Annotated in this window: 15 protein-coding genes; 7 read left to right on the forward strand and 8 right to left on the reverse strand. The window is 40.5% G+C overall.

Annotated elements, in window-relative coordinates; all coding sequences use genetic code 11:
• Positions 1–309: 309 nt before the first annotated feature.
• Both NPE20_RS03595 and NPE20_RS03600 read left to right on the forward strand, forming a co-directional pair.
• Positions 310–1,341 carry a class I fructose-bisphosphate aldolase gene (locus NPE20_RS03595; protein ID WP_256537232.1) on the forward strand — a complete coding sequence of 344 codons (1,032 nt, stop codon included), beginning with the start codon at positions 310–312 and terminating at the stop codon, positions 1,339–1,341.
• A 38-nt stretch (positions 1,342–1,379) separates the two neighbouring features.
• Positions 1,380–2,549 carry a sensor histidine kinase gene (locus NPE20_RS03600; protein WP_256537233.1) on the forward strand — a complete coding sequence of 390 codons (1,170 nt, stop codon included), beginning with the start codon at positions 1,380–1,382 and terminating at the stop codon, positions 2,547–2,549.
• 103 nt (positions 2,550–2,652) lie between these two features.
• Here the strand turns inward: NPE20_RS03600 and NPE20_RS03605 are convergent, their stop codons facing one another.
• Together NPE20_RS03605 and NPE20_RS03610 are read right to left on the reverse strand one after the other, a co-directional pair.
• Positions 2,653–3,432: an SDR family NAD(P)-dependent oxidoreductase gene (locus NPE20_RS03605; protein WP_256537234.1), complete on the reverse strand. Its 780-nt coding sequence runs from the start codon at positions 3,430–3,432 to the stop codon at positions 2,653–2,655.
• 86 nt (positions 3,433–3,518) lie between these two features.
• Positions 3,519–4,310: an alpha/beta fold hydrolase gene (locus NPE20_RS03610; RefSeq protein WP_256537235.1), complete on the reverse strand. Its 792-nt coding sequence runs from the start codon at positions 4,308–4,310 to the stop codon at positions 3,519–3,521.
• A 528-nt stretch (positions 4,311–4,838) separates the two neighbouring features.
• Between NPE20_RS03610 and NPE20_RS03615 the strand changes: the two genes are divergently transcribed.
• From NPE20_RS03615 to NPE20_RS03625, 3 genes are all read left to right on the forward strand, one after another.
• Positions 4,839–5,780 (forward strand): alpha/beta fold hydrolase, encoded by a 942-nt coding sequence (locus tag NPE20_RS03615; RefSeq protein ID WP_256537236.1) that lies wholly within the window; start codon positions 4,839–4,841, stop codon positions 5,778–5,780.
• A gap of 19 nt (positions 5,781–5,799) precedes the next feature.
• Positions 5,800–6,210 (forward strand): nuclear transport factor 2 family protein, encoded by a 411-nt coding sequence (locus NPE20_RS03620; protein WP_256537237.1) that lies wholly within the window; start codon positions 5,800–5,802, stop codon positions 6,208–6,210.
• Between the two features lie 73 nt (positions 6,211–6,283).
• Positions 6,284–7,267, forward strand: a complete 984-nt coding sequence (locus tag NPE20_RS03625) for an SLAC1 anion channel family protein (RefSeq protein ID WP_256537238.1) — start codon at positions 6,284–6,286, stop codon at positions 7,265–7,267.
• A 420-nt stretch (positions 7,268–7,687) separates the two neighbouring features.
• Here NPE20_RS03625 and NPE20_RS03630 read toward each other — a convergent pair whose 3' ends face one another.
• From NPE20_RS03630 to NPE20_RS03655, 6 genes are all read right to left on the reverse strand, one after another.
• Positions 7,688–8,659: an NAD(P)/FAD-dependent oxidoreductase gene (locus tag NPE20_RS03630; protein ID WP_354003235.1), complete on the reverse strand. Its 972-nt coding sequence runs from the start codon at positions 8,657–8,659 to the stop codon at positions 7,688–7,690.
• Between the two features lie 9 nt (positions 8,660–8,668).
• Positions 8,669–9,352: a response regulator gene (locus NPE20_RS03635; protein ID WP_256537239.1), complete on the reverse strand. Its 684-nt coding sequence runs from the start codon at positions 9,350–9,352 to the stop codon at positions 8,669–8,671.
• Positions 9,353–9,383: 31 nt separating this feature from the next.
• The gene (locus NPE20_RS03640; protein ID WP_256537240.1) at positions 9,384–10,784 is read right to left on the reverse strand and encodes an ATP-binding protein; all 1,401 of its coding nucleotides are present in this window, start codon (positions 10,782–10,784) and stop codon (positions 9,384–9,386) included.
• A gap of 100 nt (positions 10,785–10,884) precedes the next feature.
• The gene (locus NPE20_RS03645; RefSeq protein ID WP_256537241.1) at positions 10,885–11,565 is read right to left on the reverse strand and encodes a metal-dependent hydrolase; all 681 of its coding nucleotides are present in this window, start codon (positions 11,563–11,565) and stop codon (positions 10,885–10,887) included.
• A gap of 95 nt (positions 11,566–11,660) precedes the next feature.
• Positions 11,661–12,119 (reverse strand): DoxX family protein, encoded by a 459-nt coding sequence (locus NPE20_RS03650; protein ID WP_256537242.1) that lies wholly within the window; start codon positions 12,117–12,119, stop codon positions 11,661–11,663.
• An 18-nt stretch (positions 12,120–12,137) separates the two neighbouring features.
• Entirely contained in the window at positions 12,138–14,423 is a 2,286-nt protein-coding gene (locus NPE20_RS03655; protein WP_256537243.1) for a multicopper oxidase family protein, read from the reverse strand.
• Positions 14,424–15,107: 684 nt separating this feature from the next.
• Here NPE20_RS03655 and NPE20_RS03660 point away from each other — a divergent pair.
• On the forward strand, positions 15,108–16,025 hold the full coding sequence (locus NPE20_RS03660; protein WP_256537244.1) for an SDR family NAD(P)-dependent oxidoreductase: 918 nt from the start codon (positions 15,108–15,110) through the stop codon (positions 16,023–16,025).
• Positions 16,026–16,059: 34 nt separating this feature from the next.
• Positions 16,060–16,887: an SDR family oxidoreductase gene (locus NPE20_RS03665; RefSeq protein ID WP_256537245.1), complete on the forward strand. Its 828-nt coding sequence runs from the start codon at positions 16,060–16,062 to the stop codon at positions 16,885–16,887.
• Positions 16,888–16,997 lie beyond the last annotated feature (110 nt).

Below are 16,997 nucleotides of genomic sequence, written 5' to 3' on the forward strand. Positions count from 1 at the left end.
TTAAACATTACACCGGAAGGAGCTTGCGGAATATCGCTAATTAGGCGAACGAAAATGATATAGCAATGATTTGGAAATGGCTTTTCGGTAATGGTAAAGTTTTGGATTATATATCAGAATTGCACCTTGCAGAAATAACTATAACGCTTTACGTTATTTCAATTAAAAATTGATTTTTCTTGAAATATCGCCGCTATAAATAAAAGCAAAAAATCGTATTGATCTTTATTTCAACAACTTACGTAATGGCATATTATTTACATAAGGTATGGCATAACATTCAACCCATTGGAATAAAATTTAACAAAAATGGATACCAAAGTCTTACAAAACACAATCACCCATTTACTTTCAGGAACTAAAGGAATTTTGGCAATGGATGAGAGTACCGCATCCTGCAATAAACGATTTGAAGCGGTGGGTATTGAACCATCTCTGGAAATGCGCCGTAGTTACCGGGAATTAATCGTGACAGCTCCTCAATTGGAAAATTATATCAGTGGAGCTATCCTGTATGATGAAACTTTTAATCAGCAAACTAAAGAAGGTATTCCATTTATAGAAATCCTAAAATCAAAAGGTATTCTGCCGGGTATTAAAGTTGACCTTGGAACAGTTAAGCTGGCAGGTTTCCCCGGTGAAATGGTAACGGAGGGTATCGACGGACTAAGGGAAAAATTGGCAATCTATTTTCAGTCAGGCGCCAGGTTCGCGAAATGGCGGGGGGTAATTACCATAAATGGTAACCTCCCTTCATCGGCATCAATTTATGCAAATTGCCATTTGTTAGCACGTTATGCTTCACTTTGCCAGGAAGCAGGCCTCGTGCCTATCGTTGAACCGGAAGTATTAATGACAGGTGATCATAACATTTTAATAAGTGAAAAAGCGACAAGACGTACCCTGAATATTCTTTTTGAGGAACTTTATAAACTGCGTGTTAACCTTAATACGATCATTTTAAAACCGAATATGGTTATTCCCGGCTTATCATCACCTGATCAGGTAAATGATGTAATTATAGCAGACTCTACTATTCTGTGCCTTTTAGAAAGTGTCCCTTCCTCTGTTCCCGGGATAGCTTTCCTTTCAGGTGGCCAGTCACCTTTACAAGCAACATCAAGGCTTCATATGATGCACAAACGTTTCAAACACTCTATGCCCTGGAAACTAACATTTTCATACTCGCGTGCATTACAGCAACCTGCATTGGATATGTGGAAGGGAAATTCTGAGAATGTCAAATCGTCTCAACAGGAATTGGTCAAAAGAGCAGCTATGAACAGCCATGCAAATCGCGCTACATACTCTCCTGCCATGGAGAGTGCTACTTCCTTCTAACTGGGCTTGCCCAATAATTTTTGCTACAAGTTACGCAGATGACCATCATAAAACATAAAATGCTGACTCCGGGGATTTCCCAAATCAGCGTGATTGAGATAGGATCCGTTAGGGGTGCCCAAAGTAATAAAAGAGGTAAAAATGCAGGTCACGTTTTGGATCTGGCTCTGACCGCTGATTATGCATTAGAATCAGCCGGATTAGGCATGTGGAGTTTCGACTTCGAATCTAAAATATTAAAAATTTGCCAGCGTTGTAAATTGGTTATCGGTATCGCTGATGTAAAAAATAAACTATTAGGAAAGTTGATTGGTCTGATTCCGGATAATCAGGTTCCGGCTTTATTACATGCCGTTAAATTAGCAAGAGACCGGGGTGTTCTTTTTGATATCTTATTTCCGGTTAATTCATACGATCTGCAAAATGACCGGAAATGGTTCAGAATTACAGGTATAAGACCTTCTGACCCCAGGGAAAACGGTAAAAAATTATTTGGGACAATTGCCGATGTTACTGTAAATGTGAATTTGGAAGCAAACCGGCAGGATCTGTTGGCAATTATCAACCATGAAATGAAATCGCCGCTAACCTCAATCAAACTTTATGTACAGCTCTGCCAAACGGTTATCCTGAATGAAAATATTACAGGCCTAAATAAATACCTCAGCAATGCTGATTCAATGGTCGATAAAGCCAATAGTTTGCTTGACTATTTTTTAAAAGGCAATACAATGCAAACCGGTCAATTAAATATTTTTAAGGCTGAATTTAATATTTATGATCTCCTAACTGAAATTATGAATGATCTGCGCATTAAACATCCCAAACACCAGTTACTTTTAAGAAATGCAACTCATTCAATTATAAATGCCGATAAAGAACGAATCGGTCAGGTCGTGCGTAACCTTGTTACGAATGCGATTAAATATTCACCGGATCCGGATATCGTCATTGTATCTTGTAAAATAAATGAAGATCATATGCAGATATCTGTTAAAGATAATGGGATTGGAATATCCGAATGTTATCATCAAAAAATATTTGATAAATACTACAGGGTAAATCATGAACTGGATCAGCAAATACCAGGCTATGGTATCGGCCTCTACCTCTGCAAGCATATCATTAATGAGCATCAGGGAAAAATTTGGTTCATCAGTAAAGAAAATCACGGTTCTACTTTCTATTTTCGGATTCCGGTAAAATGATTGTTATTTATGAAGAAAATGACCATAAATTTTTATCGAAATGCAAAATCCCTTAAGTATTATTTCAATACCTAAGGGACATCATACTATTTATATGGATAGGCTAAACTTGGGCTAAACCTCCGTCAACGAATACCTCACTGCCTGTCATGAAACTGCTTTCATCACTGGCGAGGAAAAGAGCTACCGCTGCAATTTCACTTGGATCGCCAATCCGGCCGAGCGGTGTCTGGTCGCTTAAGGATTTTAGGCCTTCATCGTGAAAGCCGGTCGAATGCATAAGATCGTGCCAACCAGGAGTGCTTGTCGCACCAGGCGATAATACGTTTACCCGGATCCCTGAACCTTTCAGATCCAGCGACCAGCTTCTGGCAAAATTGCGTATTGCGGCCTTTGTAGCGCAATATACACTTAAAGCTGCTATACCTTTAATGCCTGAAGTAGATCCGGTAAGTATTATGGATGCTCCGGATGATAAAAACGGTAAAGCTTTCTGTACCGTAAATAAAGTGCCTTTGACATTGACATCGAATGTTCGATCAAATTCGGCTTCTGTAATTTTGCCAAGTTCTTCAAATGCCCCTAACCCAGCATTTGCAAAAACAATATCCAAACGTCCATGCCCTGAAGCAATGACAGAAAAAATGTGATCAAGCTCTGCCATATTAGTTACATCCCCACGGATCCCCGTCACATTTTGCCCTATGGCTGCAACAGCTTCATCCAATTGCGGTTGCCGTCTGCCGGTTATATAAACATAAGCGCCTTCTGATGCAAATCGTTTAGCAGCCGCTAATCCAATCCCGCTATTTGCGCCAGTAATCAAAGCAATTTTATTTTGAAGCCTGGTGCCTGGTTTCAATTTGGTATTTTGTACTTCCATGATTTCATTCAATTAAGTAATTATTCAATTTTGTCATCATTATTTCTAAAACCCATTTAATTAACAGGTTTGGAATCCTGGAGCTATTACTGACCACTACCCTTTTTTGCGGCAGCCACAATCACTGCTGATACTTCTGCCGGATGTGTAATAAATACAACGTGGCTTCCTTTCATCCTGGTAATTATTGTATTTGAACGTTTATACATATTCATGGTAATATCCGGGTTGATACTTTTATCATCTGCTGAAGATATACCAAAGGTTGGTTTAGTTTTCCAGGCCGCTTCTGTTACCGGCGTACCAAATGCTGCACCGGGTATAAAACCTTGTGAAGCAAACATAAAATCCGCTAATTCTTTAGATACATCCGCGCAGAAACCGGCGTGAAACTTCGCCTTATCATAATAAACATTCCCTTTTGCGTCAGGGGGCAGCAAGCCATTTTCCGGCTTAGGTGGCAGGCTGCCTGCCCATTTAACTGTGTTTTCATTGACGTCAGGCTGAAAAGCATTTACATATACCAATGCTGCAACTTTTGGGTTAACACCTGCCTGGGTAATTACTGTCCCTCCCCAGGAATGCCCAACCAGTACGACCGGTCCGTCCATTTTATCTATGGCAAAATTTGCTGCATCAACATCCGCTTGTAAGGATGTGCAGGGGTTTTGAACGACGGTTACATTATATCCCTGGCTGGTAAGCGCTTTAAATACACCCTGCCAACCAGAACCATCTGCGAGGGCTCCGTGGACAATTACAACATTTTTGACAGCTGTCCCCTGTGCACGGACCGTGCTTGAAATTAATGTGCAGCAGAATAACACCGCCACCAAGATTAGATGTTTCGACCCTTTGGTCGCTTGAAATGTTTTCATGTTAATTAAATTAAGATTTGTAAAGATTTGATTCATGAACTCATGTAAACCCAAATGCAATACCAAATCATAAAATATTCATTTCAAATTAGTTAACAAGAATTATGAGAAAATGGGCTGACGATATGTCGGTATTCATGAAACTTTTGTTTAAATATCATGACGATAAAATCACCCGGCAAAGTAGTTTTACGTCCCCTGCAATTCTGTTGTCCAGAACATTTTATAGTTTAATATCTAAGATTTACATGTAAATGAAGGGAATATGTACGGTAAACATACTTACTAGTCAGTAACCCTTACGCCTATTGTTGCTATTTCAAGATTTAGGTAAATATTCTCGAAATACCGCTTTTCAATATTTGACAAATTGTTTTCAAATATCTGTTTATCAACACTTTAAATATTGGCATCAAAATTCTCTATAAACGTTCATTCAGCAATATGGCCTGTAGACATGGTACAGTCCATTTAGGTTGAATCGCAATCATATTTTAAAACAGTTCACAATTACAAAAAAAGAAAATCATGAAAAGTAAATTTATGCTGCTGCTGGCTTTTCTACTGTCAGCTCAATTAGTAAATGCCCAGATACCAAATATCACGGGTGTCAGGTATGGATCCGTAAAAATTGAAGGCTTGAATATCTTCTATAGAGAAGCGGGCTCACCGGACAAACCAACCTTGCTGCTCTTACACGGATTCCCAACATCTTCCCATATGTTCCGAAATCTAATGCTGGCGTTACAGGATAAATATCATTTGGTTGCTCCGGACTATCCGGGTTATGGTGCAAGTTCAATGCCTACTATCAATGAGTTTGAATATACCTTTGATCACCTGGCAAAAATAGTTGATCAGTTCGCCATCGCTAAAGGACTAAATAAATACAGCCTATATGTAATGGATTACGGTGCACCGGTAGGTTTCCGCCTTGCAGTGATGCATCCCGAAAAAGTGCAGGCTCTTATTATACAAAACGGCAATGCCTATGAAGAAGGGTTGGAAGATTTTTGGAAACCATTTCGCGCACTCTGGAAGGACCCGAAAAATGAAGACAATATCAATGGGATGAAGAAGATCCTGAATATTACGGCCACGAAATGGCAGTACATGAACGGTGTGGGAGATACGACAAAAATTAGCCCTGATAACTGGATCATAGATCAGGCTGGAATGGACCGCCCCGGAAATGTAGACATTCAATTGGCGCTATTCTATTCCTATGGAAGTAACCCGCCGCTTTACCCTTCATGGCAGGCTTATTTCAGGAAGTATCAACCACCTACCATTGTCATGTGGGGAAAAAATGATGTGATCTTCCCTGCATCCGGTGCAACGCCTTATAAAAGAGACCTGAAAAATATTGAGGTACACCTGTTGCCTACAGGACACTTTGCGCTGGAGGAATATGGTTTTGAAATGGCCAAGAATATTGATCGTTTCCTGGACAAAAATAACATCAAGTAAATAACCTCATAAAACGACGATGAAAAATAAGGAACCTTTGCAGCCTTTCACCCTCGAAACTGCCTTGCAGAAAGTGCAAGGTGGTGAGGATGCATGGAACAGCCGGGATCCCAAAAGGATCGCGCGCAATTATTCGAAGAATACCGAATGGCGTAACCGGGATATATTCTTAATCGGACGTAAGGCGGTGGTTAAATTCCTTGCCAAGAAATGGCAAAAGGAATTGGATTATAAGTTGAAGAAAGAACTGTGGGCCTTTACGGATAACCGCATAGCTGTTCGCTTTGAATATGAATACCGCAATTTGAAAGGTGATTGGTTTCGGGCTTATGGTAATGAGAACTGGGAATTTGACGAGTACGGCCTTATGATTAAAAGGTTTGCCAGCATTAACGAGATCCGGATCAAACCTCACGAAAGACGGTTATAAATTAATAAATTTTTAAGGGGCAGCCTTTTGTGGCTGTCCTTTTAACTGTTCCTTCAAAATATAATATTTACTTATGAATACGGCACAGATACAATTTTTTAAATTTTTGCCTGTTAGCTTGTTTGGAGGTGTCATGGGGTTAAGCGGCCTTTGTTTTTCGTGGAGGATCGCGGTAGACCTTTGGCTCATGAATCATTTTATACCTGACGTCATCGGTATTTTAGCTATACTGTCATTTGTGTCCCTATTCTCAGCTTACATTATCAAGGTCATGAAATATCCCGAAATCATCCTGGAGGAGCTTAAGCATCCGGTGTCGGTTTGCTTTTTCGCGACTTTCATCGTATGCCTCCTATTGATCCCCGGCGTGATTATGAACGAATTCCCTAAAATCGCTGCTATTATTTGGTGTTTCGGAGCAGTGCTTATGTTTATTTTCGCATGGTACGTATTACGCAGATGGATCGATCATCAGCAGGAACCCCAGAATGCGGTTCCCGCCTGGGTACTGCCGATTGTTGGTACATTGGATATCCCGGTAGTTGGCCTTAAATTGCCGATAAATGGAATTCACCAGATCTCTGAAGTTGCCTTCGGTATCGGTATCATTTTTTCATTTCTTTTATTAGGGATTATTTTAGGCCGCTTATTCTTCCAAAGTCCATTGCCGGAAACCGTACAACCAACTTTATTGATTTTAACCGGCCCTCTTGCACTTGCTTTTATGGTTTACTATGGTTTGACCGGACGGGTTGACCTATTTGCTGTAGTGCTATTTTATTTCAACATATTTCTGTTGATCTTACTGGCGAGCAAAATTGCCCACATTTCTGTTGCCTGTCCCTTTAGGGTAACCTGGTGGTCTGTAAGTTTTCCGATGAGCGCTGTAACGGTCACCTCTCTGATTTTTGCTCAACACCATCCTGATTGGTTCCACCAATTGCTGGCCGTATCATTGTTGGCCGTGACAACAATGGTCATCGTATATATTTTCATTAAAACTATTCATCAAATCATCACCGGATCGTATTACACTCCGGTAAATCCTATTAAATAATGGTTTGTTCATTTAAAACAGCGATCACATTTTTAGCAGTTATCCTACTGTTGCGCCTTCTGATTGTCGTGTTATTATAAAAAAATCGTGGCTATATAAGGAATGTTATAAAATCATTGTCACAGCCCTGAAATGTTGTGGAATGAAATACAAACGCATTTTATAAACCAATGGCATGCATTATCTTTCTAAGTACCCGGCCCTGAACTATGCTATCAATACCTATCATTAGTAGGATCGAGGCTTCTTGACGGATAGAAACGGTATCGAAGAGTATTGAAAATTATTATTAGCAATATATAAGTCACAGCTTGTCTACAGCCCGTTGAGATCTGCCGCCCAATATATATATCAACTTAATTAATCGAATATTTTGTTGCCCAGACGGTAAAGACTATAGTCGGCAAAGAAATACCAATGCTATTTCACTTCATTTAAATATCGGTGAACAAAACTGATTGCCATTGACCCCTCGCCTACTGCTGAGGCCACGCGGCACATAGACCCCGAACGGACATCACCCGCAGCAAAAATTCCCGGACAGCTGGTTTCCAGTAAGAATGGATCACGACGGAGCTTCCAGTTATTTTTAAATACGTCGTATGTCTTCAAAGACAATCCGGTTTCAATAAATCCTTTCCTGTCTTTTATGATATGGAGTGTTAACCACTCCGTAAACGGCTTGGCTCCAATAAAGATATATAAGGCATCTGCAGGCCGGGTAAACATCTGGCCGGTACCCATAGCTGTAAGTTTTAATTCCGTAAGCCTGTCGCTGCCTTTTGCTTCCACAATTTCAGTTTTACCCATAATATGAATGTTTGGGGTCTCCAAGAGCTGGTTGACCAGGTACGCAGACATCGTTGTGGCAAGGCTGTCTTTTCTTATGAGGACATACACGTTTTTTGCAAATTTAGAAAGATATATTGCGGATTGGCCGGCAGAATTGCCACCACCCACCAGGTAAACCTCCTTGTCTTTACAGGCAGTAGCTTCTGTCATTGCCGAACCGTAGTAAATACCCTTACCTGCGAATTTTGCAATGCCGCGCGTATCAAGTTCTCTGTAGGCGACGCCTGTGGTCAATATCACGCTGCGGGTTGAAATTAACTTGCCGTTGTCAAGCTTCATAATTTTATATCCGTCAAGTTCCTCTATCGATTCTACTGATGCAGGAGAAAGGAATTCTATACCTAACCGTCTCGCCTGTGTCAGCGCGCGAGCGGTTAATTCTGCCCCGCTTATTCCTGCAGGAAAACCAAGGTAATTTTCGATTCTGCTGCTTGTACCGGCCTGCCCTCCCGGCGAATGCCGCTCGATCAACAAAGTTTTTAAACCTTCAGATGCCCCATAAACGCCTGCTGCGAGCCCTGCCGGGCCTGCCCCAATAATTACTACATCTTACACCTCGTTTTTTAATTCCGGTCTTAATCCGATCTTCGCTGCTACATCCTGAATACCTGGTTTGCTTAAAATAACGCCATCACTGAAAATTACGACGGGAAGATCTTTTACGGTCAAGCCATTTAAACTCAGCATCTCCTCCGCATGCTCCGTTGTATGAATATCTACCCATTGATATGGCACCAGATTACCCGCGAGAAAATCCTTCAGTTCATGGCTCTGTTGAGAATACTGGTATCCTATTATTTTGATTCCGGTAAAAGTTGGCCGGTAAGTACTTTGCCAGTCATTCAATAGCCCGTCTAGTAGTGGATATAGCTTTTCTTCCGGAGGATCCCAAGGCTTCATCAGGTAATAATCTAATTGTACAGTATTGATGGCTTTGATCGCAGCATCTTTATCAGCATATGCGGTTAGCAGTACTCTTTTAGCCATCGGAAAGAACTTACGGGCATAGCCAAGAAAAACAACGCCTTCCATTTCCGGCATCTGCTGATCAGATAGTAATAATGCAATAGATTCGCCTTTGTTCCGCAGGTCAAGTAAGGTGTCTAATGCTTCCTGAATAACGGTTGTACCCATGATACGATAATCCTCTCGATAGTGTTCCTTCAGGTCTTGTGTGATGACCCTTAACACGTGCGGATCGTCATCAATGCAAAAAATTACAGGTAAGCTCATGAATTCGTATGTTTAATAGTTTAAAAAAGTCCTAACCATTTATTGGAATCCTTACTTTGAATAAAGTATTGCCGGGAACGGATTCAACGTGTATACTGCCGCCATGCAGCCGGATAATCCGCTTGACAACATCCAGGCCCAAACCGGAGCCATTTTTAATATCCTTAGTAGTGAAAAACGGTTCAAATATGTCATTGACTATGTCTGGTGAAATCCCCTTTCCGTTATCAGAAAAACATATGATCACATGATCGGCTTCCTGATAGCTGCTGATCTTAAGATTACCTGGCCTGATATCGGCTAAGGCATCAATCGAATTATCGATCAGGTTGGTCCACACCTGATTAAGTTCACCAGGCATTGCATTCACCGGTGGTAATCCGGGTTCAAATTCTTCACTTACTGAAATCTGGTTTTGAACAATTTTATGACGAAGCATGGTCAGCGTATTCCGGATGCCTTCTCGGATATCCGTGTATTGCTTATCCTGGCTTTGATCCATGTGGGTATAGATCTTAACTGATCCTACCAATTCAACGATTCTTTGTGATGCATATACAATATCAGAAAGCTTACTTTCCGTTAATAAGTGATTCATAGCCCAATGGAGAATTTTTTCCACGCTTACTTCCGGCAAATCGATTGTTAACCCGGCAAGGTCATTTCCGGAAATTCTAAAATCAGCCAATGTTTCGGCAAGAGGCCCGGCAGATCTGATGTGTCGTGCAGATAACCATGTAATTAATTCATCTTCCAGCAATGTATGCGCTTTCAGGCTTATTGGTAAATTTAACCGCTCGCTCATTAGCTTATTCATAAATTCACTTACCTTATCTATTACTTCCGGGTCAATATTTAGGTTCATTATATCCCGAAAGTCGTCGCGGGCTGCGGTTAAATATTTGCCCATAGTACGGGCATTACGTAACATTGCCGCTGCAGGATTATTTAATTCATGGGCCAATCCCGCAGATAATTTCCCCAATGCCATCATTTTTTCATCCTGTTGCTGCCTGGTCGTAAATTCCCGGACACGGCTCGTCATTACGTGAACCATTGCCTCAGTCAGTTCAAGGTGGGTACAGATCATTTCATTAATCTTTTCTATAGGAAAAGAAAGTAAAAGCGTATTTTCCATGGCCCGGCCATAGCCGAAATTAATTTTACCGCGGGAAAAAGGCAGGTAGCCATTTATAGCACCCGGGCCCGCAAGTGCAAATTCTCTCGCTTCGCTATTTTGCAGGACGTACATACTAACTTTCCCGGAATAAACTATATAGGTTGCATCAACCGGTGTGTTTGGTTTGAATAGCAATGCGTCCGCTTCCAGCGCACGAATCTGACTATTTTCTATAAACCACTCCAGCTGCTCAACCGGCACAGCTTTTAATGCGTCGATAGTTTGTAACCAATTAGCATTTATACCTTTCATAATTTGTTGCATTTCGAATTAAATCATGGAAAAAGATCAGAATTGAACGCTGGAATATCCGCCCTATCCATCTTGACAAAAACATAAATGCTTCCATCAATCAAAAATCATGAACTGAACCGATCTCCAATAACCTTAGTTCAACATCATTCAATCGGAAAGCTTTAATTGCAGATTCATGGTCGATTTTTATAAATGGAAAGGTGTCATAATGAACCCCAATCACTGTGTTCACTTTAATTATTCCTGCGACCTCGGCAGCATCGTCATATCCCATGGTCACATCATCGCCGATAGGCAATACTGCAAAATCAAGCTTGGCATATTTGGGGATTAGCTGCATATCCAGCGTTAAAGCTGTATCGCCGCTATAATAGAAGTTTTTATCGGGTGTTATAAAAATAAATCCGCCGGCCACACCACCATATTCTCCGGTAACAAAACTGCTGGAATGTACGGCAGTTACACATCGTACTGTTCCAAATTCAAATTTCCATTGACCGCCCGGATTTAAAGGCTGGATATTTTTAAGCCCGCTTTTATCGCACCAGCCAACTATTTCAATGTTGGCAACAACCATGGCCTGAGTGCGTTGGGCAATAGTTATAAGATCATCTACGTGGTCATAATGAGCGTGCGAAATAAATATATAATCCGCTGGAATTTCGTTGATGTTGATATGTTTTGCCAGTGGATTTCCGCTGATGAAAGGATCAAACAAGATGTTTTTGCCAAGAATTTCAACTGAGAAACATGCATGGCCGTAATAAGTGAATTTCATATTTAAAGTATTAAAAAACGTAAATGGATCAGGGGTAATTAATTTTTATTTAAAGCAGCCTATCGTAAAACTTGTCTGAGACGGCACAACTCCATTTAAGGGTTATACTTGTCACTAAACTTCATGCTATCTGTAAACCTGTCGAGTGATAATGGTCCGGAGCCAATAATGACAAATTGAAATAACAAGGCGATTTGCAGCGCAACAATTGAAATTTCTGCATTCATAAAAGGAGCCAGTATATTGACAAAAAATATTGATGCGACCGTAACCGGCATTCCGATCAAAGCAGCAGCCCTTGTTTGTAAACCTAAAAGTATAAGGGCTCCACCGATGAAATAAGAATATATAGCGCAATTTAAGATCAGCGCTATCGCTGAAGCGCTTACCTCCATACGGGTTTCTGTTATCAAAAGATCTTTGATATAAGGAAATTTCTCCAACATAATCCAGGCTTTACTGATCAGTGCAGCGCCGAGCAGAACACGGATCAGGTCAAGGATCTTAGGATGGTGTACATCACCCCAATTTTCCACTTTATTAATGATGTTCATGACAATTGTTTTAAGGTGCTAATACGTTAATGTAATACCGCCCCCGGTGCCCATATCACTGTCGTGATGTCCCGAAATTGAAAAATATTTGGTAACCACATATCTAAGACCGGCAGAATATTCCTTATCTGAATTTCCCATAACATTCATTCGTAGCCTTGAAGTAAGTGGAATATCTTCGCGGCTTAGCTGTAGCCTTAACTTGGCATTACCGTCTATTCTTGCATCCGCCTGAAAAAGTAAAGGCAAAGTGTAAACAAGGCCGGCTATAATGGTTTTTCGGTTATTTTTATTGCTTGATTGCCCAAACAGATTATTACCGATATCCTCTTCACCGGTTTTTCTATGATAATCAAACCCAAGGTAACTGTAGAACCATTGCATGCGGTCGATATATCTACCGATTGTAGTCTCGCTTTCATAACCTTTTGAACTGCTGGTTCCCAGGTGCCAGGTACTTTGAAGTACCCAACGTGCGTTTACCAACCCAACCCTTCCGTCACTGCCATTACTTTCCAGTTCTACCCTTGCAGTAGCTGCAAATTGTCTGTCATCAGCGTAAACTTTGCGCAGCGCTTTGGATGTGTCACCCAATTCCTGATTTAAAGGTGAATTTACATAGCTGAAGATCCTGCCCATTCCGCTCATGTTATGGTAAAGTATATGGCAATGGAAAAGCCAGTCACCACTTTCAGATGCAGCAAATTCAATGGTATCTACTTCCATAGGCATAATATCAAGAGTGTTTTTTAACGGTGCATTTTCACCTTTACCGTTGAGTAATCTGAAAAAATGCCCGTGCAGGTGCATGGGGTGGCGCATCATTGACCTGTTTTTTAATATCAACCTGATATTTTCACCTTTTTTAATTAATATTTTATCAGATTCAGATAACGTTTTATTATTGATCGTCCATAAATACCTTACCATATTCCCGGTTAACTCGAATTCAAAAGTTCTTTTTGGCCCGGGTGGCAATGATGTTTTTGCTGTAGCGCGAAGCATATTGTAATTGAGTGTAACAGGCCCCTCCGCCATTTTCATGCTTTGGTTACCATTCATAACCATAGGATCCATGTCCATATGGCCTGTAGAGCGTTTATGATCAGCCATAGATGTTGCGGTCGTTTTTTGCGTATTAGCCTCTGGATACATTACCCGGTTCATATCCATCCGCTGGTTACTCATCTTCATTTTAGAGTTACCCTTTGTCCTGCCGTCCATTCCCATCATGTTATTCATCATAACCATTCCCTTGAAATAATTCAATTTTTCGAGATGAACTGCATTTACGAGTGTTCCTGTCCCCAGAAAGAGGGAAGTTGAACTGGTCCGGTCTTCAGGTGTTGTCCTAAATTCAAAAGAACCTTTCGCCGGTACAGTGATTATTACATCATATGTTTCCGCTACTGCTATGATCATCCGGTCAACAGCTACAGGTTCAACATCCTGCCCGTCATTTGCAACGACTGTCATTTTACCACCTGCATAATTTAACCAGTAATAGGTTGATGAACTACCGTTAATAATTCGTAACCTAACCTTTTCGCCGGGTTGCAAATCCGGAAAGTATTGTTTCACCGTGCCATTGCTAAAAAAGCGGTCATAGTAAACATCACTGACGTCCATAGCCTGCATCCTCTTCCACTCGTTTTTAAACTTGGTTCCAAAGTGTCCTGTCTTTATAGCGGCCAGATAATCCTGTACACTACCTTTTTTAATTGCATACCAATCCGTCTGACTTCGCAGGGACCGGTAAACCTGGTTTGGGTTTTCATTTGTCCAGTCACTGATTACCAGATTAATTTCCCGCAAGCTATCAGGTGAAGGTTTATGTATAATAAATGCGCCATATAGGCCATTTTGTTGCTGGGTAGTAGTGTGTGCATGATAAAAATACGTTCCATTTTGCTTTAGCCTGAATTTATAAAGGTGCGTTGCACCTGATTCAATTCTTGCAGTTGTCAGATCTGAAACGCCATCATATCTGTTAGGTAACAACAGCCCATGCCAATGTACAGATGTTTCTGACCGCATGTCATTGTGTACATAAATCAGTGCTGAATCTCCCTCGGTGAAATCAAGGGCCGGCGCAGGTAAGGTGCCATTGATAACCATTGCTTTTCTTTTCACACCGGTAAAATTGACGACCGTGTCCGTCATATAAAGATGATAGGTAACTTTATGGCCAACCGTGCTGCGAAATGGTAACCTGCTGTGAATTCTATCTATGGAAGGATTGTTACCCGAATTTTCACTTTGCCCAAAAACCCATAATGAACTGGTAAAAAAAACTAATAGCATCAGAGCAGGCTTCATAATTTCATGATATGTAATGTGTAATGGCAGAATAGATCACAAAATTCCGGGGTGTTAAGGAGGATTCACGGATCTTAGATCATTTCCATTCGAGTAGATAAGAAAATTAATGCCAGCTTGTAATTAATTTATAATCAAATAATTACAACATTCATATTAAAAGTAGCGCAGCGACATTTCAATAATTTAGGCCATAAAGTTGAAATAGCAATAATTACGCGATATTGATTACAATTAAAATCCTCAATATTCATAATCAGATAAGGAGAATGGGTTTAATAGAAGTATTTATTATGAACATTTTCTGATACGTAAAAAAAAAATCAAAGTATCAACTCGTTCATCTAAGTCTTTGACTTATCTAACCATCCTCTATCGGGATAATTTGTTGTCGTAACATGGAATTTGCGCTTTTCACCGGAAATCGCGAGCGAAGGAAATATATGTGATTATTGTTATTTCGTAAATGGATATAGAATAAGCGAAATGCGAATGGTATTCTCTTACGTTAAAAAACCACATTCACCTGTAAATCAAATTATTAGACTTTGGCATCTTAATGGTTTTATACACAAGGCCGAAGAATTTTTAAATACGAATTATCCATGTCCTGGCAGAAATTATTCGATAATCAATAAGTGATCGGCCTTCAAATAATCATCATAACATATGGAATTAATTACAACTGGTTTTGGACGAAAATCAACAGCCTCTGAGGTTGTTAAAGGGATAAATCTTAAAGGGAAGCGGGTGATCATTACCGGAGGAGCTTCAGGAATCGGTATACCTACAGCGGTTGCCCTGGCGTCCGCAGGAGCTGATATAACGCTAGCTGTTAGAAATGAGGCAAGTGGTTTAACGGTGGCGAAAGACATAATTAGGGATTCTGGCAATCCCAATGTGCATGTGGGATACCTGGATGTTAGTAAGCGCAAATCTATTGCTGATTTCCTGAAAACATGGGAAGGTCCGCTAGATATTTTAATCAATAATGCCGGGGTAATGGCTATACCGGATCTGCAATTTACCGAGGACGGCTGGGAAATGCAATTCGCAACTAATTATATGGGGCATTTTGAATTAGCGCTCGGCCTTCATAGTTCCCTGACCTCAGCTGGCAATGCACGTATTGTTGCCGTTAGCTCCAGTGGTCACTTATTATCACCTGTCATATTTGATGATCTTCATTTTGATTTTCGATTCTATGATCCCTTGTATGCTTATGGACAATCCAAATCAGCAGTTGCCCTTTTTGCTGTTGCAGCTCACAAACGTTGGGCTAAAGATGGCATTACTGTCAATGCATTAAATCCGGGTGCTATTGCGACAAATCTGCAAAGACATACTGGCGGCCTTAAAACACCAGCAGAACTCCAAAAAACACCTGAACAAGGGGCAGCAACTTCGGTGTTACTTGCAACATCCCCGATACTGGAAGGTAATGGTGGCCACTATTTTGAAAATTGCAACGAAGCCGAAATCGTTGAAAAGCGTCCGTCTGACTATCATGGCGTTGCACGCTATGCAATCGATCCCGATTATGCAGACCGCTTATGGGACGTTTCTATTAAGCTACTTGGAAGATAGCGAACGCATATTGCACATAATAATTAACCCAATAATGATGGAAAACAAAACGGTATTAATAACAGGTACATCGTCAGGTTACGGTAAAGCAATTGCAAAAGTATTTGCGAAGAGGGGCTGGAATGTTATTGCTACAATGCGATCGCCTGAAAAGGAAACAGAACTAACAACGATAAGTAATGTGCTCATCACCCGTCTTGATGTGCAGGACCTTGATTCTATTAGAGATTCTATAAAGGAAGGCATTGATAGATTTGGAAAAATTGATGTTCTGATTAACAACGCCGCACACGGGCTTGTCGGTGTTTTTGAATCAATTACAAGCGAACAAATACGGCATCAATTTGCCGTAAATGTTTTCGGGTACATGGACGTTATCAGAGAAATTCTCCCCTACTTTCGAACACAGGGAGGTGGTATGATTGTAAATATTGGTTCCCAGGGTGGAATAATTACGTTTCCGCTTATGTCTCCCTATCACGCTACTAAATTTGCGATAGAGGGATTTACAGAATCCCTGTCCTATGAACTTGCGTCCATAAATATTATTGTGAAACTAATTGAACCCGGTGGCGCGGATACAGGTTTTTTTAAAAATGCAGATACCTCATCAATCCCGGTTCCCCGGGAATACGAACTGATTGCAAACCACACAGGAATGGATAAACTATTCGAGGAATATAAGGATAAATTAACTACTCCTGAAGAAGCTGGCTTGTTTGTATATCATGCCGTTACAGATGGAACTGATAACTTCCGTTATTTGGTTGGCGACGAAATGAAAACGTTTTTAAATATTAAAAAGCAAAGATCAGATGAAGAATATGTCCATTTGATGAGAGATCAATTATTACCAAAATAATGATCTTTAATAGGTGAGCCGGATATTTACTTGTAGTATCTATCATTAGGGAAACGTTGGCAGTTCTGTATATGGATACGTTTTTTATAATATGCAAAGTAACATCATGT

It is taken from the genome of Mucilaginibacter aquariorum, from assembly GCF_024498135.1.
GTDB lineage: Bacteria > Bacteroidota > Bacteroidia > Sphingobacteriales > Sphingobacteriaceae > Mucilaginibacter > Mucilaginibacter aquariorum.

Coding starts and splice junctions, on each gene's coding strand:
- NPE20_RS03595 (WP_256537232.1), top strand. CDS start 310: ATGGATACCAAAGTCTTACAAAACACAATCACCCATTTACTTTCAGGA.
- NPE20_RS03600 (WP_256537233.1), top strand. CDS start 1,380: ATGACCATCATAAAACATAAAATGCTGACTCCGGGGATTTCCCAAATC.
- NPE20_RS03605 (WP_256537234.1), bottom strand. CDS start 3,432: ATGGAAGTACAAAATACCAAATTGAAACCAGGCACCAGGCTTCAAAAT.
- NPE20_RS03610 (WP_256537235.1), bottom strand. CDS start 4,310: ATGAAAACATTTCAAGCGACCAAAGGGTCGAAACATCTAATCTTGGTG.
- NPE20_RS03615 (WP_256537236.1), top strand. CDS start 4,839: ATGAAAAGTAAATTTATGCTGCTGCTGGCTTTTCTACTGTCAGCTCAA.
- NPE20_RS03620 (WP_256537237.1), top strand. CDS start 5,800: ATGAAAAATAAGGAACCTTTGCAGCCTTTCACCCTCGAAACTGCCTTG.
- NPE20_RS03625 (WP_256537238.1), top strand. CDS start 6,284: ATGAATACGGCACAGATACAATTTTTTAAATTTTTGCCTGTTAGCTTG.
- NPE20_RS03635 (WP_256537239.1), bottom strand. CDS start 9,352: ATGAGCTTACCTGTAATTTTTTGCATTGATGACGATCCGCACGTGTTA.
- NPE20_RS03640 (WP_256537240.1), bottom strand. CDS start 10,784: ATGAAAGGTATAAATGCTAATTGGTTACAAACTATCGACGCATTAAAA.
- NPE20_RS03645 (WP_256537241.1), bottom strand. CDS start 11,565: ATGAAATTCACTTATTACGGCCATGCATGTTTCTCAGTTGAAATTCTT.
- NPE20_RS03650 (WP_256537242.1), bottom strand. CDS start 12,119: ATGAACATCATTAATAAAGTGGAAAATTGGGGTGATGTACACCATCCT.
- NPE20_RS03655 (WP_256537243.1), bottom strand. CDS start 14,423: ATGCTATTAGTTTTTTTTACCAGTTCATTATGGGTTTTTGGGCAAAGT.
- NPE20_RS03660 (WP_256537244.1), top strand. CDS start 15,108: ATGGAATTAATTACAACTGGTTTTGGACGAAAATCAACAGCCTCTGAG.
- NPE20_RS03665 (WP_256537245.1), top strand. CDS start 16,060: ATGATGGAAAACAAAACGGTATTAATAACAGGTACATCGTCAGGTTAC.